Origin of the sequence: Streptomyces sp. NPDC007189, from assembly GCF_040703635.1 — a bacterium.
Taxonomy (GTDB): domain Bacteria; phylum Actinomycetota; class Actinomycetes; order Streptomycetales; family Streptomycetaceae; genus Streptomyces.
The window spans coordinates 266924-290906 of record NZ_JBEYEY010000006.1; the positions used below are offsets into that span (position 1 = coordinate 266924).

Annotated in this window: 15 protein-coding genes and 1 pseudogene; 6 read left to right on the forward strand and 10 right to left on the reverse strand. The window is 72.7% G+C overall.

What is annotated here, in order from left to right:
* Positions 1-156: 156 nt before the first annotated feature.
* From AB0950_RS15425 to AB0950_RS15450, 6 genes are all read right to left on the reverse strand, one after another.
* A complete protein-coding gene (locus AB0950_RS15425) occupies positions 157-1569 on the reverse strand; it encodes a SidA/IucD/PvdA family monooxygenase (RefSeq protein WP_360150259.1) in 1413 nt (470 codons plus the stop codon).
* Positions 1566-2942: an aminotransferase class V-fold PLP-dependent enzyme gene (locus AB0950_RS15430; protein ID WP_360571416.1), complete on the reverse strand. Its 1377-nt coding sequence runs from the start codon at positions 2940-2942 to the stop codon at positions 1566-1568. The genes AB0950_RS15425 and AB0950_RS15430 overlap by 4 nt, the downstream gene beginning before the upstream one ends.
* 118 nt (positions 2943-3060) lie before the next feature.
* Positions 3061-3894, reverse strand: a complete 834-nt coding sequence (locus AB0950_RS15435) for an NAD(P)H-binding protein (RefSeq protein ID WP_360150253.1) — start codon at positions 3892-3894, stop codon at positions 3061-3063.
* Between the two features lie 108 nt (positions 3895-4002).
* Positions 4003-6528, reverse strand: a complete 2526-nt coding sequence (gene pepN, locus AB0950_RS15440) for an aminopeptidase N (protein WP_366778693.1) — start codon at positions 6526-6528, stop codon at positions 4003-4005.
* Positions 6529-6679: 151 nt separating this feature from the next.
* Positions 6680-7027: a chorismate mutase gene (locus AB0950_RS15445; protein ID WP_360150247.1), complete on the reverse strand. Its 348-nt coding sequence runs from the start codon at positions 7025-7027 to the stop codon at positions 6680-6682.
* Between the two features lie 5 nt (positions 7028-7032).
* Entirely contained in the window at positions 7033-7950 is a 918-nt protein-coding gene (locus AB0950_RS15450; RefSeq protein ID WP_366778694.1) for an AraC family transcriptional regulator, read from the reverse strand.
* A 125-nt stretch (positions 7951-8075) separates the two neighbouring features.
* On the opposite strand from AB0950_RS15450, the gene AB0950_RS15455 reads away from it, so the two are divergent.
* A complete protein-coding gene (locus tag AB0950_RS15455) occupies positions 8076-9836 on the forward strand; it encodes a beta-galactosidase family protein (protein WP_366778695.1) in 1761 nt (586 codons plus the stop codon).
* A gap of 58 nt (positions 9837-9894) precedes the next feature.
* Positions 9895-10776 carry a hypothetical protein gene (locus AB0950_RS15460; RefSeq protein ID WP_366778696.1) on the forward strand — a complete coding sequence of 294 codons (882 nt, stop codon included), beginning with the start codon at positions 9895-9897 and terminating at the stop codon, positions 10774-10776.
* Positions 10777-10836: 60 nt separating this feature from the next.
* Here AB0950_RS15460 and AB0950_RS15465 read toward each other — a convergent pair whose 3' ends face one another.
* The gene (locus tag AB0950_RS15465) at positions 10837-12276 is read right to left on the reverse strand and encodes an MFS transporter (protein ID WP_366778697.1); all 1440 of its coding nucleotides are present in this window, start codon (positions 12274-12276) and stop codon (positions 10837-10839) included.
* Positions 12277-12411: 135 nt separating this feature from the next.
* Between AB0950_RS15465 and AB0950_RS15470 the strand changes: the two genes are divergently transcribed.
* Together AB0950_RS15470 and AB0950_RS15475 are read left to right on the forward strand one after the other, a co-directional pair.
* Entirely contained in the window at positions 12412-12894 is a 483-nt protein-coding gene (locus AB0950_RS15470) for a MarR family transcriptional regulator (protein WP_360150232.1), read from the forward strand.
* 44 nt (positions 12895-12938) lie between these two features.
* The gene (locus AB0950_RS15475; RefSeq protein WP_360150229.1) at positions 12939-13616 is read left to right on the forward strand and encodes a hypothetical protein; all 678 of its coding nucleotides are present in this window, start codon (positions 12939-12941) and stop codon (positions 13614-13616) included.
* Between the two features lie 143 nt (positions 13617-13759).
* Here the strand turns inward: AB0950_RS15475 and AB0950_RS15480 are convergent, their stop codons facing one another.
* The 3 genes from AB0950_RS15480 to AB0950_RS15490 all read right to left on the reverse strand — a co-directional run bounded on the left by AB0950_RS15480 (position 13760) and on the right by AB0950_RS15490 (position 21024).
* Positions 13760-15223, reverse strand: a complete 1464-nt coding sequence (locus tag AB0950_RS15480; RefSeq protein WP_360150226.1) for a glutamate synthase subunit beta — start codon at positions 15221-15223, stop codon at positions 13760-13762.
* Positions 15216-19811 carry a glutamate synthase large subunit gene (gene gltB, locus AB0950_RS15485; protein WP_360150223.1) on the reverse strand — a complete coding sequence of 1532 codons (4596 nt, stop codon included), beginning with the start codon at positions 19809-19811 and terminating at the stop codon, positions 15216-15218. The genes AB0950_RS15480 and gltB overlap by 8 nt, the downstream gene beginning before the upstream one ends.
* 481 nt (positions 19812-20292) lie before the next feature.
* The gene (locus AB0950_RS15490; protein WP_360150220.1) at positions 20293-21024 is read right to left on the reverse strand and encodes a VIT1/CCC1 transporter family protein; all 732 of its coding nucleotides are present in this window, start codon (positions 21022-21024) and stop codon (positions 20293-20295) included.
* Between the two features lie 289 nt (positions 21025-21313).
* On the opposite strand from AB0950_RS15490, the pseudogene AB0950_RS15495 reads away from it, so the two are divergent.
* A pseudogene (locus AB0950_RS15495) lies at positions 21314-22303 on the forward strand (ADP-ribosylglycohydrolase family protein); the annotation flags it as partial.
* Between the two features lie 548 nt (positions 22304-22851).
* The gene (locus tag AB0950_RS15500; protein ID WP_360571427.1) at positions 22852-23970 is read left to right on the forward strand and encodes an ADP-ribosylglycohydrolase family protein; all 1119 of its coding nucleotides are present in this window, start codon (positions 22852-22854) and stop codon (positions 23968-23970) included.
* The last annotated feature ends 13 nt before the right edge of the window (positions 23971-23983 follow it).

A 23983-nucleotide genomic window follows, 5' to 3' on the forward strand; every position in this document is an offset into this window, starting at 1 on the left:
AGGACCTTTGAGTAAAGGGTCATTGACAAGTGTTGAATTGTGCGAGCGCTCGCTCCGATGAGCGAATTGCGGCGGATGTGTCCGGACGGCCGTCGGCGGCCCGCTGAATGCGGGGGCTGATGCGGGTGGCCGTCCGGACGGTGGCCGGGTCCGCGGTCACGTTCCGTCGACGAGTGGTGTGAGGTGCCGTACCTGCCGGGTGGGCGGTACCCGGTGGCGGTCTTCCCTCAGGCCGAAGGTCGTGAAGGCCGTTCGGGTGGGCTGTGGGTAGGGCTCTTTTCCGGTGAGGGTGTTGAGGATGGTGGCGCTGCGCCAGGCGGCGAGGCCGAGGTCGGGGGCGCCGACGCCGTGGGTGTGCAGTTCGGCGTTCTGGACGTAGACGGAGCCGGTCACCGAGGGGTCGAGGACGAGCCGGTGGTCCTCGTCGATGCGCAGGCGTTCGCTCTTGTCGCGGCGCAGGTAGGGGTCGAGTCCGGCGAGGATGCGGTCGAGGGGGCGTTCGCGGTAACCGGTGGCGAGGACGACGGCGTCGGTGGTGAGCCGGGAGCGGCTGTCCTGCTGGAGGTGTTCCAAGTGGAGTTCGATCTTGGTGGTGGCGATGCGGCCGGCGGTGCGGACGCGGACGCCGGGGGTGAGCACGGCGTCGGGCCAGCCGCCGTGGAGCGTGCGCCGGTACAGCTCGTCGTGGATGGCGGCGAGGGTGCCGGCGTCGATGCCCTTGTGGAGTTGCCATTGGGCGGGGACGAGCCGGTCGCGTACGGGTTCGGGGAGGGCGTGGAAGTAGCGGGTGTAGTCGGGGGTGAAGTGTTCGAGGCCGAGTTTGGAGTATTCCATCGGGGCGAACGCTTCGCTGCGGCCGATCCAGTGGAGTCGTTCGCGGCCTGCGGGGCGGTGGCGGAGCAGGTCGAGGAAGACTTCGGCGCCGGACTGTCCGGAGCCGACGACGGTGATGTGGTCGGCGGCGAGGATCTCGGTGCGGTGGTCGAGGTAGTCGGCGGCGTGGACGACGGGTACGCCGGGGGTGTCCACGAGGGGCTTGAGGGGGTCGGGTACGCAGGGTTCGCTGCCGACGCCGAGGACGACGTTGCGGGTGTAGGTGCGGCCTAGTGCTTCGGCTTCGCCTTCGGTGTCGAGCTGGGTGAAGTCGACTTCGAAGACGTCGCCTTCGGGGTTCCAGCGGACGGCGTCGACCTGGTGGCTGAAGTGCAGTCCGGGGAGGTTCTGGGCGACCCAGCGGCAGTAGGCGTCGTATTCGGCGCGCTGGATGTGGAAGTGCTCGGCGAAGTAGAAGGGGAAGAGGCGTTCGCGGTTTTTGAGGTAGCTGAGGAAGCTCCAGGGGCTGGTGGGGTCGGCGAGGGTCACCAGGTCGGCGAGGAAGGGGACTTGGATGGTGGCGCCGTCGATGAGGAGCCCGGGGTGCCAGCCGAAGCCGGGGCGTTGTTCGTAGAAGACGGCGTCGAGTTCGGCGAGCGGGTGGGCGAGGGCGGCGAGGGAGAGGTTGCAGGGGCCGATGCCGATGCCGACGAGGTCGCGGGGGGAGGTGGCCTCGTGTCGTGGGGGGGTGTTCATGCGGGGGTGCCTTCTGTGACGAGTTTCAGGAGCTGGGCCAGGTCGTCCGGTCGGGTGTGGGGGTTGAGGAGGGTGGCTTTGAGCCAGAGGCGTCCGTCGAGCCGGGCGCGTCCGAGGACGGCGCGGCCTTCGTGCAGGAGCCTGCGGCGTACGGCGGCGACGGTGTCGTCGTCGGCGTCGGTGGGCCGGAACAGGACGGTGCTGATCACGGGCCGGTCGTAGAGGTCGAGGCCGGGGTGTTCGGCGATGAGGGCGGCGAGCCGGCGTGCGCGGTCGCAGACCTGGTCGACGAGGGCGCCGAGTCCGGTGCGGCCGAGGGTCTTGAGGGTGACGGCGATCTTGAGGATGTCGGGGCGTCGGGTGGTGCGCAGGGAGCGGTCGAGCAGGTCGGGGAGTCCGGCGTCGGTGTCGTCGTCGGCGTTGAGGTAGTCGGCGCGGTGGTGCAGTGCGGTGAGTTCGGTGGGGTGGGCGACGGCGAGGAGGCCTGCGGCGACGGGCTGCCAGCCGAGTTTGTGCAGGTCGAGGGTGACGGTGTGGGCGGCGTCGAGTCCGTGGAGTTTGTCGCGGTGCCGGTCGCTGAACAGGAGGCTTCCGCCGTAGGCGGCGTCGATGTGCAGGCGGGCGCCGTGGGTGGCGCACAGGCCGGCGATCTCGCGGAGGGGGTCGATGAGGCCGGCGTCGGTGGTGCCTGCGGTGGCGGCCACGAGCAGGGGACCGGGGAGTGTGGTGAGGGTCTGGTCGAGGGCGGCGAGGTCCAGGGTGCCGTGGGGGGCGGGGAGGACGACGGGGTCGGGCAGGCCGAGCAGCCAGGCGGCTCGGGGCAGTGAGTGGTGGGCGTTGGCCGCGCACACGAGCCGTACGCCGTCGCCGTGGGTCTCGCGGGCGAGGAGCAGGGCGAGTTGGTTGGATTCGGTGCCGCCGGTGGTGACGAGGGCGTCGGCGAGTCCGGTGGCGTGGGCGAGGGCGCGGGTGACGGCGGTTTCGAGGGCGGAGGCGGCGGGGGCCTGGTCCCAGGAGTCCAGGGAGGGGTTGAGGGCGCTGACGGCGAGGTCGGCGGCGGTGGCCACGGCGAGGGGCGGGCAGTGCAGGTGGGCGGCGCACAGCGGGTCGGCGGGGTCGGCGGCGCCCTCGGCGAGGGCGTGGACGAGGGCGCGCAGGGCGTCGGGGTCGCCGTGGTCCGGCAGGACGTCGGCGAGGGCGGCGGTGACGCGGGCGGCGACGGCCTGCGGGCCGCCGCCGGGCAGTGGCCCGCCGCGTGCCCGGGTGCCGGCGGTGAGGGCGTCGAGGACGGTGTCGAGGAGGGGGCGCAGGGCGGCGGGGCCGTGCGCCCCCGAGGCGAGGGGTGGGGTGTGCAGGGGGCCTTGACCGCTCATCGCCTGTCCCTCCGCTCGTGGACCGACTCGTGGGCTTGCGGGTTGTACGGGAAGAACCCGGTGTGTCCCCGATGCTCAACGAGCGAGACCCGAAAGTGGGTACGGCGGAAGTGCGTGCTCAGCTCTGTGCGGTGAAGTCCTCCGTGTGGTCGTGGGCCCACTGGGCGAAGGTGCGGGCCGGGGTGCCGGTGAGCTGTTCCACGGTGCCGGTGATCTCCGGTGGGACGCCGATGGTCTCTTCGAAGGTGTGCAGCAGCCGCTGGAGCATGCCGGGCGGGACGTGCGGGAACAGTTCGGGGCCGGCCTGGCGGGGGTCGGTCTCGGCGAAGGTCAGCTGCCGGCCGAGGGCGGCGCCGATGGTGGCGACCTGTCCTGCGTTGGTGAGGGCCTCGGGGCCGGTCAGGCGGTGTACGGCGGCTTCGTGTCCGCCGTCGAGGAGGGCGCGTTCGGCGACGGCCGCGATGTCGTCCTCGTGGATGGGTGCGGAGAGCGCGTCGGCGAAGACGCCGCGGACGGTGTTTCCGGCGCGGATCTGGGGCGCCCACTGCAGGGCGTTGGTGGCGAAGGCGTTCGGGCGCAGGAAGGTCCAGTCGAGGCCGCTGTCGCGGATGTGCTGTTCGGCGGTGGCGTGCAGGACGTGGATGGGGTGGGTGTCGTCGTCGGCGCCTTCCTTGATGATGCCGCTGGAGAGCAGCACGACGTGCCGTACTCCCTGGGTGCGGGCGGCTTTGAGGAGGTCGGGGGTGCAGGCCTGTGCGTACAGGAAGAGGGCGGTAGCCCCGTCGAGCGCGGCGGCGGGGTCGTCGGGCCGGAACCGGACGACCTCGGCGCCGTCGGGCAGGGCGGCCCGCTGCGGGTCGCGGGTGAGCGCCCGCACGGGCTGCCCTGCGGCGAGGAGTCGGTCGACGAGGGCACGGCCGACGTTGCCGGTCGCGCCGGTCACTGCGATCACGGGGGTGCCTCCGGGGGTGGCTGGTCGTTTCTGACTGCTCGACCCTAGGAGGGCCGTCGGGGCCGCCGCATCGTCGGCAGGGACCAGCCGTGCCCTAGGCCGCCGGACCTAGTCCTGGTGTGCTTCCTGTGCCTCCTGTGCGGCCGGTGTCTGCTGCTCGCCGCGTACGCGCAGGGCGCGGGCGAGGTCGTCGAGGCGGTCGGCGAGGGTGCGGCGCAGGGCGGGGGTGGGGTCGGCCTCGCGCAGGCAGGCCTGGCCGAGCCGCAGGTTCTCGGCGTCGACGGCGTGGGCGGGGAACGCCCAGCGGGCGGCGGCGGTGGCTATGGCGGGGCCGCGCCGGGCGGCGACGGCGACGGCGTCGGGGTAGAAGCGGGGCACGTACTGCCGTACCAGGTCGGCCTGTTCGGGCTGCCAGAAGCCCTGTGCGGTGGCCGTGAAGAGGTAGTTGGACAGGTCGTCGCCGGCGAACATGGCTTCCCAGGCGGTGCGCTTGGCCTCCGGGTCGGGCAGGGCGGCGCGGCAGCGGGCGGCGCCCTCCTGGCCGGTGGCACTGGGGTCGCGTTCCAGCTCGGCGGCGATGGCGGCTTCGTCGGTGGCGCCGAGTACGGCGAGCCGGCCGAGGATGCTCCAGCGCAGGTCGGGGTCGAGTTCCGGGCCGCCGGGGACGGTGCCGTCGGCGAGCCAGGCGGCGATGGTGTGGGGGTGGGCGGCGACGCCGATCAGGTGCCGTACGGCGAGCAGCCGCAGGCCGGGGTGGTCGCCGTCCTCGGTGCGGCGCAGCAGGTCGCGGCAGAGGGCGGTGAGGGTGGTCAGGGCGGCCGGGCGGTCCTCGGGGCTGAGGTACTGGTCGGCGATCTGGCCGGAGGCGAAGGCGAGGACGCCCTGGACGAGGGCGAGGTCGGTCTCGCGCGGGAGGTGGGCGCGGGCCGTGTCCAGGTAGGCGGCGGGGGGCAGTTCGCCGTCGCGTACGGCGTCCCGCAGGGCGTTCCAGGCGACGGCGCGGGTGAGGGGGTCGGGCAGGCCGGAGAGGCTGGTGCGCAGGGTGTCGAAGGAGCCGTCGTCGAAGCGGATCTTGGCGTAGGTGAGGTCGCCGTCGTTGAGCAGGAGCAGCGCGGGGCGCTTGCCGATGGGCTGGGGGGCGGTCTGCGGGATGTCGAGGCCGAGGCGTTCGCGCAGCACGAGGCGGCCTTCGTCGGCGATGTCGTGGTCGTACAGGCCGGCGGTGAGGCGGTGCGGGCGGCTGCCCGCGTGCTGGACGGTGAGGGTGCAGGTGCCGTCGGCGGAGGCGATGTGGGGGGTGAGTTTGTCCACGCCGGTGGTGCGCAGCCAGCTGTCGGCCCAGGCGGGCACGTCGCGGTCGGTGGCGGAGGCGAGGGAGTCGATGAAGTCGGCGAGGGCGGCGTTGCCGAACTTGTGCCGGGCGAAGTGGGTGTTGATGCCGGCGAGGAAGTCCTTCTCGCCGAGCCAGGCGGCGAGTTGGCGCAGCGCGGAGGCGCCCTTGGCGTAGGAGATGCCGTCGAAGTTGAGCAGGGCGGAGGCGGTGTCGTGGACGTTCTCGGGGGCGACGGGGTGGGTGGTGGGGCGCTGGTCGGCGTCGTAGCCCCAGGCCTTGCGGGTGACGCCGAACTCGGTCCAGGGGTCGGTGAAGCGGGTGGCCTCGGCGGTGGTCTGGTAGCCCATGTACTCGGCGAAGGACTCGTTGAGCCAGATGTCGTCCCACCACTTGAGGGTGACGAGGTCGCCGAACCACATGTGGGCCATCTCGTGGGCGATGACCATGGCGCGGGTCTGCCGCTCGGTGTCGGTGACGGCGGAGCGGTAGACGAAGTCGTCGCGGAAGGTGACCAGGCCCGGGTTCTCCATGGCGCCCGCGTTGAACTCCGGGACGAACGCCTGGTCGTAGGAGTCGAAGGGGTAGGGCTCCTCGAACTTCTCGTGGTAGCGGTCGAAGCACGCGCGCGTGATGTCGAGGATCTCCTCGGCGTCGGTGTCCAGGTACGGCGCGAGGGAGCGGCGGCAGTGGATGCCGAAGGGCAGTCCGCGGTGTTCGGTGCGCACCGAGTGCCAGGGGCCGCCGGCGACGGCGACGAGGTAGGTGGAGATCCGCGGCGTGGGGGCGGCCTGCCAGACGCCGTCGGGGCGCCGCCCGGTGATGCCGTTGGCGAGGACGGTCCAGCCGTCGGGGGCCTTGACGGAGACCTCGAAGACGGCCTTGAGGTCGGGCTGGTCGAAGGCGGCGAAGACGCGCTGGACGTCGTCCATGAACATCTGGGTGTAGACGTAGGTCTCGCCGTCGGCGGGGTCGGTGAAGCGGTGCATGCCCTCGCCGGTGCGGGAGTAGCGCATGGCCGCGTCGACGCGCAGTTCGTGTTCGCCGGCGGAGAGATGGCGCAGGGCGAGCCGGCCGTCGTCCAGGGACTCGGGGTCGAGGGGCTGCCCGTCGAGGGTGGCGGCGCGCAATGCGGCGGGCTTCAGCTCCACGAACGTGTCCCCGGCGCTCCGCGCGGTGAACCGGATCACCGTGCGGGAGTCGAACGTCTCGTCCCCGGTGGTGAGGTCCAGTTCGACCGTGTAGCGGTGGACGTCGAGGAGCTGTGCTCGGAGCTGCGCTTCATCGCGCGTGAGTACGGACATGCAGGCCATGCTGCCTGATCGCACTGACAGCGCACAGGGGGTGGGCGGTTTAACGGCTTATGTCCGGCTCACCGGTCGTTTCGGCGCGCTCCCCGGCCGGCGCCGCCCACTCCCCCGCCCACCCCCGTCTCTCCCCCGGTCAGGCCCCCGGTCAGGCCTCCGGCTGCTGGCCGTTGGCCGTGTCCTCGGCGATGCGCTCGTGGTGGCGGATCACCTCCGCGATGATGAAATTCAAGAATTTCTCGGCGAAGGCCGGGTCGAGCTTGGCGTTCTCCGCGAGCCGGCGCAGCCGGGCGATCTGGCGGGCCTCGCGGGCCGGGTCGGCGGGCGGCAGCTGGTGCACCGCCTTGAGCCGGCCGACCTGCTGGGTGGCCTTGAAACGCTCGGCGAGCAGGTGGACGACGGCGGCGTCGATGTTGTCGATGCTGTCGCGCAGCCGCTCCAGTTCCTGACGGACCTCGGGGTCCACGTCACCGGTTCCGATGTCGCTGGTGGTCATGCGGGTCACCTTATGGGGTGTGCGGGCCGGCGCTCCGGGCTGTCCGGAGAGTGGATCATCGGCGGATCGCCGGGGTCGGGGACGCGGTCGCTCCAGCCGCCGGGCACGCTGCGGCCCTGCTGGGCCCGGAAGCGGACGGGGGCGAGGCCGACCCGGCGGGTGAAGAGCCGGGAGAAGTAGGCGGGGTCGTCGTAGCCGACGCGGCGGGCGACGGCGGCGACGGGCAGCTCGGTGGCGGCGAGGAGTTCCTTGGCGCGGCCGAGGCGGATGCCGAGCAGGTAGTCCTTGGGGCTGCACCCGGCGGCCCGGCGGACGGCGTTGCGCAGCTCGGCGGGGGTCATGCCGTGCACGCGCGCGTGGTCGGCGACGCTCATCGGCGTGCAGGCGTCGCGGGCGAGCGCCTGCAGCACCTGGTCGCCGTCGGGGGCGAGGTCGGCGCGGGCGCGGCGCAGGGCGACGAGGAGTTCGTGCACGGCGGCGCCGGTCTCCACCTCCAGCAGCGGGTTGCCGCGGCGGGCGGCGCGGGCGATGCGGGCGACGACCGCGCGGGGCCCGGAGGCGTCGGAGAGCGGCACGACGGGCCGGTCCGGCTCGATGTAGCCGAGGTCGGTGTACGTGGCGGCGGCGGGTCCGGCGAAGTCGACGAAGCCCTCGTCCCAGCCGGTGTCCGGATCGGGCGCGTAGTGGTGGGGCACGCCGGGGGTGAGCCAGAGCAGCGCGGGCGCGGTGACGGCCGTACGGCGGCCGTCGGCGCCCCGGTACCAGCCGCGGCCGGAGCTGATCACGACGGCCACGTGGCGGTCGAGGGTGCGCGGGCCGACCGTGGGCAGCGCGCCGTGCTGCAGGCCGACGCCGAGGCAGACCAGGCCGAGCCGGTGGTGCGCGGGGCCGGGGCTGAAGAACCGCATCCAGGTCTGGTACATCGCTGCTCCTCCCGGGCGTGCTCCGAGGCGGACTTTCGGCCAGACGTTGCGGCCAAACGTTTTGTCCAAGCTCTGCCGATCTTCGTCCATGGCGCCGACCGCCGGAAGAGCCGAGGCTGGGGCGCATGAGCGAGTTCACGGTGGGGGAATCCGGCTTCCTGCTGGACGGGCGGCCGGTGCGGCTGCTGTCCGGGGCGCTGCACTACTTCCGGGTGCACGAGGGGCACTGGCGGCACCGGCTGGCGATGCTGCGGGCGATGGGCCTGAACTGCGTGGAGACGTACGTCCCGTGGAATCTGCACCAGCCGCGGCCGGGCGGCGGGTACCGGGACGTGCAGGCGCTCGGCCGGTTCCTGGACGCGGTCCGGGAGGCGGGGCTGTGGGCGATCGTGCGGCCGGGTCCCTACATCTGCGCCGAGTGGGAGAACGGCGGGCTGCCGCCCTGGGTGACGGGCGAGCCGGGCACGCGCGTGCGCACGCGTGACGAGCGGTATCTGTCCCACGTGGAGCGCTGGTTCCACCACCTGATGCACGAGATCGCGCCCCGGCAGATCGACCGCGGCGGCCCGGTGATCCTGGTGCAGGTCGAGAACGAGTACGGCAGTTACGGCAGTGACACCGGCTATCTGGAGCACCTGGCCGGTCTGCTGCGCGCCAAGGGGGTCACGGTCCCGCTGTGCACGTCGGACGGTCCCGAGGACCACATGCTGACCGGCGGTTCGCTTCCCGGGGTGCTCGCCACGGTGAACTTCGGCTCCCACGCGCGCGTGGCCTTCGAAACGCTGCGCCGCCATCGCCGCGAGGGCCCGCTGATGTGCATGGAGTTCTGGTGCGGCTGGTTCGACCACTGGGCCGGCGAGCACGTCGTACGGGATGCTGAGGAGGCCGCCGGGGCGCTGCGGGAGATCCTGGAGTGCGGTGCGTCGGTGAACCTGTACATGGCGCACGGCGGCACGAGTTTCGGCGGCTGGGCGGGCGCCAACCGGGGCGGCGGCGCGCTGCACGAGGGCCCGCTGGAGCCGGACGTGACCTCCTACGACTACGACGCTCCCGTGGACGAGTACGGCCGCCCGACGCGGAAGTTCTGGCGCTTCCGCGAGGTGCTGACCGCGTACCACGGCGAGCCGCTGCCCGAACTGCCGTCGCCGCCCGCCGCGTTGGGCCGTCCCGCCGCGGTGACGCTGGACTCCTGGGCGCCCATGGGGGACGTCCTGGACGCGCTGGGCGGCGAGGAGAGGGTGGCCCCGCTGCCGCTCGCCTTCGAGGAACTGCACGTCACCCGGGGCCTGGTGCGCTACACGGTGGACGTGCCGGGCCCCCGGCAGCCGTACCCGCTGACGCTGCGCGGGCTGCGGGACCTGGCGGTGGTGTACGTCGACGGGGAGCGGGCCGGGGTGCTCACCGAGGAGGAGCCCCGGCTGAAGGAGCCCGTCGCGGGCCCCGCGCGCGTGGAGGTGTGGGTGGAGTCGCTCGGGCGGGTGAACTACGGGCCGCGGTTCGGGGAGGCGAAGGGGATCACCGGGGGGATCCTGCACGAGCGGCAGTATCTGCACGGGGTACGCGCGCGTGGCCTGGATCTGGGCGCGTTCGACGACGGCGTGGCCGCGGTGCCGTTCGGGGCACTGCCCACGGAGGGTGCGCGCGGGCTGTACCGGGGCACGGCCGAGGTCGGCGGGGCCGGGGACGCGCGGCTGGAGCTGCCCGGCTGGACCCGGGGGTTCGTCTGGATCAACGGGTTCAACCTGGGCCGCTACTGGTCGGTGGGCCCGCAGCGGTCGCTGTACGTCCCCGGCCCGGTGCTGCGCGAGGGCGGGAACGAGGTGTGGGTGCTGGAGCTCGACGAGGCCGGCCCCGACCGGTGCGCGCCCCGGCTGCTGCCCGTGTGACGGGGCGTCCCGCACGCCTACAGTGGAGAGGAGTTCCGGCGTCTTTGGGGGTGCGGACGTGGCGAACGGCGGACCGGTCCAGCACGGCTACCCGCACCTGGAGACGGTGCGGGCCGCCATCACCGCGCTGTACAAGCGGCTGTCCTACGACACCGTCCAGACGTTCGCGACCAGTGTGGCCCCCGCCGACGTGGCCTTCTGCGACACCGACGACCTGCATCTGGGCGCGCAGCGGGTGGCCCGCGAGATCGTGCGGCACTTCCGGCTGCCGGACGCGCGGCTGATCGTCGGCTTCCGGGAGATGACCCACGCGGCGAACGTCGAACTGGCGGCGGGACCGGAGTACTTCGTGGAGCTGAACGACCGTTTCCGCACCCACCGCCGCGACATCGGCGCGGCGCTGGCCCACGAGGTGGCGCACGTGTACCTGCACCGGCTGGACCTCTCCTTCGCCGGCACGCCGGAGAACGAGATCCTCACGGACACAGTGACGACCTACCTGGGCGCGGGATGGCTGCTGCTGGACGCCTTCCGGCAGGACGGGGTCTCCTCGCAGAAGCTCGGCTATCTCACCCCGGAGGAGTTCGGGTACGTCCTGGCCAAGCGGGCGCTGCTGTTCCACGAGGACCCCTCGGTGTGGTTCACCAGCCCGCAGGCGTACAAGGCGTACGTCGAGGGAATGGCCGTGGCCCGCCGGGACGGGCAGCAGCCGCCGCTGACCGGGGCCGGCTGGGCGGGGCGGCGGCGCTACGCCCACGACCGGCGGCACGTGTCCGGGGTCCAGCCGACGGCCCCCTACGCCTTCAGCCCCGACCCCGCGGGCCACCTGCGCGTGACGTTCCCGTGCCCGACCTGCCACCAGCGGATCCGGGTGCCGGTGAAGGGGCGGGTACGGGCGCGGTGCGGGCTGTGCCGGACGGTGCTGGAGTGCGACACGTAGCTTCACGGCAGCAAGCCGGGGGCTCCGCCCCCGGCCCCCGGTCCTTGCCCAACCTCCGGATCAGTCGAGTTGGTCGGCCGACCCCCGCCGAGGGAGCGCCGCGCACAGCCCCGCGCAGATCACGAACGCCCCGACGACCCACGGCATCGCGTCGACCAGCGCCCCGGTCATCCCCTTCCCGACGGCCCCGAAGAACACGGTGCCGACCACCGCGGCCCCCACCGCGCCGCCGAACTGCTGGGCGGTGGAGAAGATCCCGGACGCGCCGCCGGCCAGCTCCCCCGGCACCGCGGACAGCACCACGTTCACCAGCGGCACCACCAGGAACCCGAGCCCGGCTCCAGCGATCACGAGACCCGGCACCAGCGGCCACGCCCCGGTGTGCGCGGCGGGCGCGCCGTCGATCACCGCGCCGGCCCAGCCGAGGCCGCCCGCCATCATCAGCGCCCCGGCGCCGAGCACCAGCCGCCCGTACCGTACGGCGAGCCCGTCCGCGGCGGGCGCGGTGAGGAAGCCGCCGGCCGAGAAGGCGACGGTCACCAGCCCGGCCTGCATCGGCGTGTACCGCTCGCCGGCCTGCAGCCAGACCGCGAAGACCAGGAAGAAGCCCTGCATGCCGACGGAGAACAGCAGCTGGACGAGGACGCCCACAAAGAACGCGGGGAGCCGGAAGGCCCGGGCGGGAAGCAGCGGCACGATGCCGGGCCGGTGCCGCCGGGCCTCGTACACCCCGAGGCCCGCCACGGTCAGCACGCCCGCGCCGAGGCAGATCCAGCCCCACAGCGGCCAGCCGTTCTCCCGGCCCTGCACCAGCGGCAGCACGACCGCGACCAGGCCGCCGGCGAGCAGCAGGCTGCCCAGAACGTCCGGGCGGCCCGCCGACCGCTCGCGCGTGGCCGGGACCAGCAGCCAGCCGGCGACGAAGGTCGCCGCGGCCACCGGCACGTTCACCAGGAACACCGAGCGCCAGCCCCAGCCGAACAGGTCGGCGTCCGTGAGGACGCCGCCGAGCAGCAGTCCGACGGCGGAGGCGAAGCCGGCGACGGCGCCGTACATCCCGAAGGCCGCCCCGCGTTCCTTGCCCTGGAAGAGGGTGCGGAACGAGCCGATCACCTGCGGCACCAGCACGGCCGCGAGCAGGCCCTGCACCGCGCGTGCGGTGATCAGCTGTCCCGGTGACTGGGCGATCCCGCAGGCCAGGCTCGCCAGTCCGAAGCCGGCGGTCCCGGCGAGGAAGAGCGGGCGGCGGCCGATGCGGTCGCCGAGGTGGCCGGAGACGATCAGGGCGGCGGCGAAGCCGAGCAGGTAGGCCGAGACGGTCCACTGCAGGTCGCTGGGCGAGGCGTGCAGGTCGCGGCTGATGGAAGGGACGGCCACGTTGACGATCGTGGTGTCGAGCAGGTCCATGAGCGCCGCGATCATCATCACGACGGCGGCGGCCCAGCGCCGCGGATGCGGTGGCGCCGCGGTGGCGGAGGGTTCGGTGAGCGTTGCGGACACGGAGGTCTCCTCGGCTGTCGTGGATCCGGCGTCCACCGGATTTATTTCGTTCGGGCTAACGAAAGAATTGCACCGGCACGGCCACCTCCGCAAGTCCTTAGTTCGGCCGAACGAAATTTTTGCTAGCCTGGGGACATGGCCAAGGCAGACGAGAAGCAGGAGCAGGCGGCCCGGGCGGAGACGCTGGAGCAGCTGATGACGGTGGGCCGGACCCACAGCGGGGTCACGGTCATGTTCCACTCGGCCGTCGCGGCCAAGCAGGGGCTGAACGCGACGGAGGAGAAGACCCTGGACCTGCTCCAGCGGCACGGCGCGCTCACCGCGAAGGACCTCGCCGAGCTGACCGGACTCGCCCCCGCCTCCGTCACGGGGCTGATCGACCGGCTGGAGGCCAAGGGATTCGTCCACCGCGTCCGGCACCCCACCGACAAGCGCCGGGTGCTCGTCGAGCTGAACGAGGAGAAGATCGCCGAACTCGCCGAGTTCTTCGAGGACTGGGGACGGGACGTCGTCGAGGCGTGCGAGGAGTTCAGCACGGACGAACTGCGGACCGTCATCCGCTTCCTGTCCGTGATGAGCGAGCGTCAGCGCGCCGCCGCGGCCCGCCTGACGGGCTGAAAAGCAGGTGCCCGGCCCGGTGGGCCGGCCGTACGCTTCCGGCCATGCCTGAGCATCCCTGGTTCGCCATCGAACCGGAAGACGACGAAGAGCTCGAGTTCACCGACGACGAGCGGGCGTTCGCGGCCGCGCTGCGCGAGCGCACCGCCGGCTGGGCCGGGGCCGGCGTCGGCGCAGAGCTGCTGCGCACGGACGCCTGGGACTCGCTGGTGGCCCGCCTGTCCTTCAGCGATCCGGGGGCGCGGCTCCATCTGATCGACGTCGGTGTGCACTTCTACGGCGACCGGGTCCGCGGCGACCGTCTGCACAACCAGCTGTTCACCCTGACCGACCGCCCGTCGAGCTGGGCCCTGGAGGCCGCCGGGACGGTCGAGGAGCTGGCCGAGCGGTCCGCGCGGTGGTTCCGCTCGGTGCTGGACAAGCCCGTCGTGCTCTATGTGTGGCTGAACGACGACCGGTACGCGTACGCGGCACGGTTCGCCTACGCCGACGAGGACCAGACGATCAGCCAGCTGTACCGCAAGGACCTGGCTCCGGCGGGGCAGGCGGAGGAGCTGACCGCGGCCGGGCATGTGCACGGACGGGGCTGGATCCAGACCGCCGGCCTGCCCACGCCCACGCTCTACCAGCACATCCGCGGCGATCCGGGCCGGGCCGTCCTGCCGTCCGGGGTGCGGGCCGTCACCGAGCGCGGGCCGCTTGCCGGCGTCTGGTACGAGTGACACCCTCGGCCGGACATGCAACGACGCCTGCCCACGCGTCCGGTCGGGGACAGTCGGGCAGGCGTCGTCAGCGGGGGGTCTGGGGGGTGTCCCCCCAGAAAACCCCGCCCGTACGCCGTTGTACGGGACGTCTGTTGGCGCCGTCAGACCGCCAGGGCGCGGTCGGTCGGGCGGATCGGGGCCGGCAGGTCGCTGGCGCCGGTCAGGAACCGGTCGACGCCGCGGGCGGCCGAGCGGCCCTCCGCGATCGCCCACACGATGAGGGACTGGCCGCGGCCGGCGTCGCCGGCGACGAACACGCCCGGCACGTTGGTCTGGAAGTCGGCGTCGCGGGCGATGTTACCGCGCTCGTCGAGCTCCAGGCCGAACTGCTCCACCAGGCCGTTCTCCCGGTCGGTGCCGGTGAAGCCCATGGCGAGGGTGACCAGCTGGGCCGGGATCTTGCGCTCGGTGCCCGGCTTCGGGGTCAGCTTGCCGTCGATGAACTCCACCTCGGTCAGGTGCAGCCACTGGACGTTGCCGTCCTCGTCGCCCTCGAAGTGGGTGGTGGAGACGGAGTAGACCCGCTCGCCGCCCTCCTCGTGCGCCGAGGTGACCTTGTAGAGCATCGGGAAGGTCGGCCAGGGCTGGTTGGTCGGGTGCCGCTCGTCGTTCGGGCGGGGCATGATCTCCAGCTGTGTCACCGAGGCCGCGCCCTGGCGGTGGGCGGTGCCCACGCAGTCCGCGCCGGTGTCGCCGCCGCCGATGACGACGACGTGCTTGCCCTCGGCCGAGATCGGGGAGGTGACGTAGTCGCCCTCCTGGACCTTGTTGGCCAGCGGCAGGTACTCCATCGCCTGGTAGATGCCCTTCAACTCCCGCCCGGGGACGGGCAGATCACGGGCCGTGGTCGAACCGGCGGCGATCACGATCGCGTCGTACCGCTTCTTCAGGTCGCGGGCGTTGATGTCGCGGCCGATCTCCACACCGGTGCGGAAGCGGGTGCCCTCCGCGCGCATCTGCTCGATACGGCGGTTGATGTGCCGCTTCTCCATCTTGAACTCGGGGATGCCGTACCGGAGGAGGCCTCCGATGCGGTCCGCGCGCTCGTAGACGGCGACCGTGTGGCCGGCCCGGGTCAGCTGCTGGGCGGCGGCGAGACCCGCCGGGCCCGAGCCGATCACCGCGACCGTCTTGCCGGACAGGCGCTCCGGGATCTGCGGGGCGACGTCACCGGTCTCCCACGCCTTGTCGATGATCGAGACCTCGACGTTCTTGATGGTGACCGGCGGCTGGTTGATGCCGAGCACACACGCCGACTCGCAGGGGGCCGGGCAGAGGCGACCGGTGAACTCCGGGAAGTTGTTGGTCGCGTGCAGCCGCTCCTGCGCGGCCGACCAGTCCTCGCGGTAGGCGTAGTCGTTCCACTCGGGGATCAGGTTCCCCAGCGGACAGCCGTTGTGGCAGAAGGGGATGCCGCAGTCCATGCACCGGCTGGCCTGCTTGCTGATGATCGGCAGCAGGGAGCCGGGGACGTAGACCTCGTTCCAGTCCTTGACGCGCTCGGCGACGGGACGGGTCTTGGCGACCTCGCGGCCGTGGTTCAGGAAGCCCTTGGGGTCAGCCATGGAGCGCAGCCTCCATCATCTTCTCGTGGGTCTCGTTCTCGGAGAGACCGGCCCGCTCGGCGGCGTCCTTGGCGGCGAGCACTGCCTGGTAGGTGCTGGGGATGATCTTGCTGAACCGCTCCACTGCCGTGTCCCAGTCGGCGAGCAGCTTCTCGGCGACCGTCGAACCGGTCTCCTCGGCGTGGCGGCGCACCACGTCGTGCAGCCACTGCTTGTCGGCCTCGTCCAGCGCCTGGACCGACTCCAGGTTGCCGGCGTTGACGTTGTCGCGGTCGAGGTCGATGACGTAGGCGACGCCGCCGGACATGCCCGCCGCGAAGTTGCGGCCGGTCGGGCCGAGGACGACCGCGTGACCGCCGGTCATGTACTCGCAGCCGTGGTCGCCCACGCCCTCGGACACGACCAGCGCGCCGGAGTTGCGGACGCAGAACCGCTCGCCGGTACGGCCGCGCAGGAACAGCTCGCCGCCGGTGGCGCCGTAGCCGATGGTGTTGCCCGCGATGGTCGAGAACTCGGCGAGGTGGTCGGCCGCGCGGTCCGGTCGGACGATGATCCGGCCACCGGAGAGGCCCTTGCCGACGTAGTCGTTGGCGTCGCCCTCCAGGCGCAGCGTGACGCCGCGCGGCAGGAAGGCGCCGAAGGACTGGCCGGCGGAGCCCGTGAAGGTGATGTCGATGGTGTCCTCGGGCAGGCCCGCACCGCCGAACTTCTTCGTCACCTCGTGGCCGAGCATGGTGCCGACCGTGCGGTTGATGTTGCGGATGGCGACCTGGGCGCGCACCGGCTGGGCCTCGGTCGCGTCGTTCGCGGCCAGGGCGTCGGCGGCGAGCTTGATCAGCTCGTTGTCCAGCGCCTTCTCCAGGCCGTGGTCCTGTGCGACGACCTGGTGGCGCACCGCGCCCTCGGGCAGCTCGGGCACGTGGAACAGCGGCTCCAGGTCCAGGCCCTGCGCCTTCCAGTGGTCCACCGCGCGCTCGACGTCCAGCACCTCGGCGTGGCCGACGGCCTCCTCGATGGAGCGGAAGCCCAGCTCGGCCAGCAGCTCGCGGACCTCCTCGGCGATGAACTGGAAGAAGTTCACCACGTACTCGGCCTTGCCGGCGAAGCGGTCACGCAGCACAGGGTTCTGGGTGGCGATGCCGACCGGACAGGTGTCCAGGTGGCACACGCGCATCATCACGCAGCCGGAGACGACGAGCGGAGCGGTCGCGAAACCGAACTCCTCGGCGCCCAGCAGCGCGGCGATGACCACGTCGCGGCCGGTCTTGAGCTGGCCGTCGGTCTGCACGACGATCCGGTCGCGCAGGCCGTTGAGCAGCAGGGTCTGCTGGGTCTCGGCGAGACCCAGCTCCCAGGGGCCGCCGGCGTGCTTGAGCGACGTCAGCGGCGAGGCGCCGGTACCGCCGTCGTGGCCGGAGATCAGCACCACGTCCGCGTGCGCCTTGGACACACCCGCGGCGACCGTGCCGACGCCGACCTCGGAGACCAGCTTCACGTGGATCCGCGCCTGCGGGTTCGCGTTCTTCAGGTCGTGGATCAGCTGCGCCAGGTCCTCGATGGAGTAGATGTCGTGGTGCGGCGGCGGGGAGATGAGCCCCACGCCCGGCGTCGAGTGCCGGGTCTTCGCCACCCACGGGTACACCTTGTGGCCGGGCAGCTGGCCGCCCTCGCCGGGCTTGGCGCCCTGGGCCATCTTGATCTGGATGTCGTCCGCGTTGACCAGGTACTCCGACGTCACGCCGAAGCGGCCGGAGGCCACCTGCTTGATCGCCGAGCGGCGCGCCGGGTCGTACAGGCGCTCCGAGTCCTCGCCGCCCTCACCGGTGTTGGACTTGCCGCCCAGCTGGTTCATGGCGATGGCGAGGGTCTCGTGCGCCTCCTTGGAGATGGAGCCGTACGACATCGCGCCGGTGGAGAAGCGCTTGACGATCTCGCTGGCCGGCTCGACCTCCTCGATCGGGATCGGCCCCCGGCCGGACTTGAAGCCGAACAGGCCGCGCAGCGTCATCAGGCGCTCGGACTGCTCGTTCACCCGCGAGGTGTACTTCTTGAAGATGTCGTAGCGGCCCGTGCGCGTGGAGTGCTGCAGGCGGAAGACCGTCTCCGGGTCGAACAGGTGCGGCTCGCCCTCGCGGCGCCACTGGTACTCGCCGCCGATCTCCAGCGCGCGGTGCGCCGGGGCGATGCCGGAGGCCGGGTAGGCCTTGGCGTGGCGGGCGGCGACCTCGCGGGCGATGACGTCGATGCCGACGCCGCCGATCTTGGTGGCCGTACCGCTGAAGTACGTGTCGACGAACTCCTCGTCCAGGCCGACGGCCTCGAAGACCTGGGCGCCGCGGTAGGAGGCGACGGTGGAGATGCCCATCTTCGACATGACCTTCAGCACGCCCTTGCCGAGGGCGTAAATCAGGTTCTTGATGGCCTTCTCCGGCTCGATGCCGTCGATGAAGGTGCCCGCGCGCAGCAGGTCCTCGACCGACTCCATCGCCAGGTACGGGTTGACGGCGGCGGCGCCGTAGCCGATGAGCAGGGCGACGTGGTGGACCTCGCGGACGTCGCCGGCCTCGACCAGCAGGCCCACGTGGGTGCGCTGCTTGGTGCGGATGAGGTGGTGGTGGACGGCGGAGGTGAGCAGCAGCGACGGGATCGGCGCGTGCTCGGCGTCCGAGTGGCGGTCGGACAGGACGATCAGGCGGGCGCCGTTCTCGATGGCCGCGTCGGCCTCGGCGCAGATCTCCTCGATGCGGGCGGCCAGCGCCTCGCCGCCGCCGCTCACCCGGTACAGGCCGGAGAGGGTCGCGGCCTTGAAGCCGGGCATGTCGCCGTCGGCGTTGATGTGGATGAGCTTGGCCAGCTCGTCGTTGTCGATCACCGGGAAGGGCAGGGTGACCGAGCGGCAGGAGGCCGCGGTCGGCTCCAGCAGGTTGCCCTGCGGGCCCAGCGAGCTGCGCAGGGAGGTGACCAGCTCCTCGCGGATCGCGTCCAGCGGCGGGTTGGTGACCTGCGCGAACAGCTGGGTGAAGTAGTCGAAGAGCAGCCGCGGGCGCTCGGACAGGGCCGCGATCGGCGAGTCCGTGCCCATGGAGCCGATCGGCTCGGCGCCGGTGCGGGCCATCGGGGCGAGGATGACGCGCAGCTCCTCCTCGGTGTAGCCGAAGGTCTGCTGGCGGCGGGTGACCGAGGCGTGGGTGTGGACGATGTGCTCGCGCTCGGGCAGGTCGGACAGCTCGATCTCGCCGGCCTCCAGCCACTCGGCGTACGGCTTCTCGGCGGCGAGGGTCGCCTTGATCTCGTCGTCCTCGATGATGCGGTGCTCGGCGATGTCGACGAGGAACATCTTGCCGGGCTGCAGGCGGCCCTTGCGGACGACCTTGGCCGGGTCGATGTCCAGGACGCCGACCTCGGAGCCGAGGACGACCAGGCCGTCGTCGGTGACCCAGTAGCGGCCCGGGCGCAGGCCGTTGCGGTCGAGCACGGCGCCGACCTGGGTGCCGTCGGTGAAGCAGACGCAGGCCGGGCCGTCCCAGGGCTCCATCATCGTGGAGTGGAAGCCGTAGAAGGCGCGCCGGGCCGGGTCCATGGAGTCGTGGTTCTCCCACGCCTCCGGGATCATCATCAGCACGGAGTGCGGCAGGGAGCGGCCGCCGAGGTGCAGCAGCTCCAGCACCTCGTCGAAGGAGGCGGAGTCGGAGGCGTCCGGGGTGCAGACCGGGAAGATCCGCTCCAGCTTCTCCTTGCCGCCGAACAGGTCGGAGGTCAGCTGCGACTCGCGGGCGCGCATCCAGTTGCGGTTGCCCTGGACGGTGTTGATCTCACCGTTGTGCGCGACGAAGCGGTACGGGTGCGCGAGCGGCCACGACGGGAAGGTGTTCGTGGAGAACCGGGAGTGCACGAGCGCGATCGCGGAGGCGAAGCGGCGGTCGGACAGGTCCGGGAAGAAGGGCTCCAGCTGGCCGGTGGTCAGCATGCCCTTGTAGACGAGGGTGCGCGCGGACAGCGACGGGAAGTAGACGCCCACCTCGCGCTCGGCGCGCTTGCGCAGCACGAACGCCTTGCGGTCCAGCGCGATGCCCTCGCTGGCGCCGTCGGCGACGAAGATCTGCCGGAAGGACGGCATGGTGGAGCGGGCGGTGGCGCCGAGCAGCTCGGGCGCGACCGGGACCTCGCGCCAGCCGAGGACGGTCAGCTCCTCCTCGGCGGCGATCGTCTCGATCTTCGCCACGGCGTCCTCGGTGCCCTCGGTGGGCAGGAAGGCGATGCCGACGGCGTAGGAGCCGGCGGCGGGCAGCTCGAATCCGGCCACCTCGCGGAGGAACGCGTCGGGCACCTGGGAGAGCAGGCCCGCGCCGTCACCCGAGTCCGGCTCGGAGCCGGTGGCACCGCGGTGCTCGAGGTTGCGCAGCACGGTCAGCGCCTGCTCGACCAGGGTGTGGGACGCCTCGCCGGTGAGGGTGGCGACGAAACCGACGCCGCACGCGTCGTGTTCGTTGCGGGGGTCGTACATACCCTGCGCAGCAGGGCGAGCATCCATGAACGACCAGTTCTGGCCGTTCGCAGAGTGCTGGGACGGCTGGCGCGGCGTACGCATCGGCTCTCCCGTCGTCGTCATGTGGCATGTGGCAGGTGCCGAGGGACGACGTTGGCCCTCTGCGTGAGATCCCCGCGCAAGAGGCGTGATCTCAAAATTTCGTGCAGGTTACATGATGGAGCGGTTCTCGGGAACCGGATACTCCGTTCCAACATGCGGACGCCACGGGGTCCGTGGCAGAGGTGCCGCGCGGGGCGGCGGTCACCGCGCGAAGGCGGTGTGCGTGCCGCGCGTGGCGGCCGGGGGACGCCGCGCGGTGGCGGCGAAGGCGAGAGGGGACCGTACGGACGAGATCGGTCGGATCGGTGTCCGGCGGCCCGATGGGGGCGGGAGGAGCGGCTTCACTCATCCCACGGGGGTGCGACGGGCGTCGTTGCCCGCAGCGCTTACGGCTCATGCCCGCTGGTCACGTGGTCGAAACCCACGAGTAACGGGACTTTGGCGGGTACGTATGCGGCCCAACGCATAAGTACCAGCGTGGCTATCCTACGGCCGTACCGAACAGGCTGCCCAGGGCGTACGTCACACCGGCCGCGGCGCCGCCCAGCGCGAGCTGCCGCAGGCCGCTGTACCACCAGGTGCGCGCGGTCACCCTGGCCACCACGGCGCCGCAGCCGAAGAGCCCGGCGAGGGCGAGCAGCAGGGTGGGCCACAGCGCGGTCGCACCGAGCAGGAACGGCAGGACGGGCAGCAGGGCGCCGAGGGCGAAGGAGCCGAAGGAGGACACGGCGGCGACCAGCGGCGAGGGCAGGTCCCCGGGGTCGATGCCCAGTTCCTCGCGGGCGTGGATCTCCAGGGCCTGCTCGGGGTCCTTGGACAGCTGCCGGGCGACCTGCCGGGCCAGCTCGGGCTCGACCCCGCGGGAGACGTACAGCTCGGCGAGTTCGTTCTCCTCGTCCTGCGGGTGCTTGCGCAGCTCACGGCGCTCGACGTCCAGCTCGGCCTCGACCAGCTCGCGCTGGGAGGCGACGGAGGTGTACTCGCCGGCCGCCATGGAGAAGGCGCCGGCGGCCAGCCCGGCGAGCCCGGTGATGACAATGGTCTGGTGGCTCACGGAACCGCCGGCCACACCGGTCATCAGGGCGAGGTTGGAGACGAGGCCGTCCATGGCGCCGAAGACGGCGGGGCGCAGCCAGCCGCCGTTGACATCGCGGTGCGTGTGGTTGTCGCGGTGCGCCTCGTGGAGCGCGGCCTGCGTTTCGATGACGGCCATGCGGGCCCCCCGGATAGCTTAGCCAAAGCTAACTTTGGACGAGTTCTACTTTTCGACACCACAGAACCTACGCCGATTCCGTTTATGCCGCCAGCAAGGAAAGGCTGGGCTAACCTGCGCCTTTGCCTGGATTCGCGGGCGATTTGCTCATCCGTGCATGATCTTGCTCAGATGCCAAGCGGGTGACGCGGGCCGGGGGGAGGCACGCGCGGCGGCGGCGCGTGGCACACATCCGCAGAGCGTCTTCGCCGCCCCGCCGAGTCCGTGGTCCCGCCGAAGGAGGCCGCCCATGGCATCGATCGTCCGCACTCCCCCGGCCCCGGCGCCCGACGGCGCCGCCGCGCTCCGGGACAGGGCCCGCGGCGCGCTGCTCGGCCTGGCCGTCGGAGACGCGCTCGGGGCGCCCGCGGAGAATCTCAAGCCGTCCGAGATCCGCGCCCGCTGGGGCCGGATCACCGGCTACGTGACCGACAGCCCCTGCGGCACGGACGACACCGAGTACGCGATCTTCTCGGGTCTGCTGCTGGCCCGGCACGGCTCGGCGCTGACTGCCGCGCATGTGGAGGCGGCCTGGCACGAGTGGATCGCCGACCGCGCCGAGGGCCCCTTCCGGGGTGCGGGGTTCAGCGAACGCGGCACGCTGGAGAACCTGCGCCGCGGCCTCGCCGCCCCCATCTCGGCCCAGCACCGCCACGCCTGGAGCGACGGCCTGGCGATGCGGGCGGCGCCCTTCGGCGTCTTCGCCGCCGGCCGCCCCGGCGAGGCGGCCCGACTGGTGGCGATCGACGGCTCGGTCAGCCACGAGGGCGAGGGCATCTACGGCGGCCAGGCCGTCGCCGCGGGGGTGGCGACGGCGATGACCGGCGCCCCGGTGGCGGTGGTCATCGCCTCCGCGCTGGCGGTGATCCCCGAGGACTCCTGGACGGCCCGCTCCCTGCGGCGTGCGGTGGCCGTGTCCCACCGCGGCGAACGCGCGCTCCGCTCCACCGTCGTCATCGGCGGCTACCCCTGGACCGACCTGGCCCCCGAGGCGGTCGCCCTCGCCTTCGGCGCGTACGCGGCGGCCGACGGCGACTTCAGGGAGGCGGTGCTGACGGCCGTCAACATGGGCCGCGACGCCGATACGACGGCGGCGGTGGCCGGCGCCCTCGCCGGAGCGGCGCAGGGGACCGCCGCGATTCCGGCCCCCTGGGCCGCGGCGATCGGCCCGGCCCGCGGCCGTTGCCTGCCGTCCATGGCGGGCCACCACGTCCTGGACGTGGCCGATCGGCTGGTACCCCCACCACCGACGCCCTTCCAGCCCCCGACCTCCGAGCCGACCACATCCGGCCCGCGCCAGCCGTACCCCACCCTGCCCCCGACCGAGCCGCCCCCGCCCCTCACCCCCGCCTCCCACCCGACCGAGACCGGACCACGAGCGACCGAACCGCACCCCTCCCTCACCCCCGCCCCCCAGCCGGCCAAGCCACACCCCTCCCTCACCGCCACCGCCCAACCCACCGAGCCAGGCCCGCCCGCGACCGAGCCACACCCCTCCCGACGGCATCAGCCCCACCCCGCCCTCGCCCCGCCCGAGCCGCCCCCACTCCTCACCACCGCCTCCCACCCGACCGAGACCAGGCCACACACGACCGAGCCACACCCCTCCCTCACCGCCACCGCCCAACCCACCGAGCCAGGCCCGCCCGCGACCGAGCCGCACCCCTCCCCCACCCCCACCCCCCAGCCGGTCGAGCCGGTGTCGGGAGCCGGTGAGTGGGACGGCCGGGCGCACGGGCCGCTGGTTGGGGCCGGGAACGCAGGGCACCCGGAGGGCGAGGGGCAGTCATGACAGCGCGTCGTATCGAAGGGCTTCTGCTCGGTCTCGCCGTGGGTGATGCCGCCGGCTGGCCGGCCGCGCGGCACCGGGCCGCCCGCATGCCGGAGTGGACCCGGCGCCTCACCCGCGAGCTGGACACCTTCGCCGAGCAGAACGCCACCACAACCCTCCCCGTGCCGATCGCCCTCAACCAGCCCCCCGAGCCCCTCCGCCTCGGCCCCTCCGACGACGCCGAGTGGGCGGCGTTCGCCGCGGAGGCGGTGCTGCGGGCCGGCGCCGACGACGCGCTCGGCGACCTCAGCCGGGAGCGCCGTACCCGCGCCGCCATCGACCTCACCTGGACCGCCGTGGCCGCGGAGGTCGCCGCCGCCGCGGACCGCGCACCCGAGGTCGAGTCCGCCGTCCTGCCGCTGCGCGCCCGCATCTCCGTGCGCGCCGGCCTCGGCAACCTCGCCACCGGGCTGCGCCCGCCCGCCACCGGCCACGACAACCCGCACTACTTCGACGACGCCGCCTGCGTCCGCGCCTGCGTCCTCGCCGTCGCCCACCCCGGCGACCCCGAACGCGCCGCCGCGCTCGCCGAGTTCGACGCCCGCTACACCCAGGACGGCGACGGCGTGCACGGTGCCCGCGCCATGGCCGCGGCCCTCTCGCTCGCCCTCACCGGCACCGGTCTGGACACCTGCGTGGCCGCCGCGCTCGCCGAGCTTCCGGCCGGCACGGAGATCGGCCGCAACGCCCGCCACGCGCTGGCCCTCGCCGAGGACGGCATGTCCGCCTTCGCCCTCGTCCCGCTCCTGGAGCACCAGATCGTCGACCACGTCTACAGCTACGGCATCGCCGCCGCCGAGACCGTCCCGGTCGCCCTCGCCCTGGCCGGCGCGGCCGGCGGCCGGATCGCCGACGCCGTCCCGGCCGCCGCCTGCCTGTCCCGGGTCGCCGACTCCGCCCCCGCCCTCGCGGGCGCCCTCACCGGAGCCCTCGGCGGCGGCGCGGCGATCCCGGAGACCTGGCGGGACGCCTGCCGCACCCTCTCCGGCTGCGTCCTGCCCCGCCTCACCGGCACCGACCTGGTGGAACTCGCCGGACTCCTGGAAGCCGCGCAACCTGCCCAGCCAGGAGGATGATTCGGGGCATGAT

Coding starts and splice junctions, on each gene's coding strand:
- AB0950_RS15450 (WP_366778694.1), bottom strand. CDS start 7,950: ATGTACCAGACCTGGATGCGGTTCTTCAGCCCCGGCCCCGCGCACCAC.
- AB0950_RS15445 (WP_360150247.1), bottom strand. CDS start 7,027: ATGACCACCAGCGACATCGGAACCGGTGACGTGGACCCCGAGGTCCGT.
- pepN (WP_366778693.1), bottom strand. CDS start 6,528: ATGTCCGTACTCACGCGCGATGAAGCGCAGCTCCGAGCACAGCTCCTC.
- AB0950_RS15480 (WP_360150226.1), bottom strand. CDS start 15,223: ATGGCTGACCCCAAGGGCTTCCTGAACCACGGCCGCGAGGTCGCCAAG.
- AB0950_RS15425 (WP_360150259.1), bottom strand. CDS start 1,569: ATGAACACCCCCCCACGACACGAGGCCACCTCCCCCCGCGACCTCGTC.
- AB0950_RS15500 (WP_360571427.1), top strand. CDS start 22,852: ATGACAGCGCGTCGTATCGAAGGGCTTCTGCTCGGTCTCGCCGTGGGT.
- AB0950_RS15430 (WP_360571416.1), bottom strand. CDS start 2,942: ATGAGCGGTCAAGGCCCCCTGCACACCCCACCCCTCGCCTCGGGGGCG.
- AB0950_RS15470 (WP_360150232.1), top strand. CDS start 12,412: ATGGCCAAGGCAGACGAGAAGCAGGAGCAGGCGGCCCGGGCGGAGACG.
- AB0950_RS15475 (WP_360150229.1), top strand. CDS start 12,939: ATGCCTGAGCATCCCTGGTTCGCCATCGAACCGGAAGACGACGAAGAG.
- AB0950_RS15455 (WP_366778695.1), top strand. CDS start 8,076: ATGAGCGAGTTCACGGTGGGGGAATCCGGCTTCCTGCTGGACGGGCGG.
- AB0950_RS15490 (WP_360150220.1), bottom strand. CDS start 21,024: ATGGCCGTCATCGAAACGCAGGCCGCGCTCCACGAGGCGCACCGCGAC.
- gltB (WP_360150223.1), bottom strand. CDS start 19,811: ATGCGTACGCCGCGCCAGCCGTCCCAGCACTCTGCGAACGGCCAGAAC.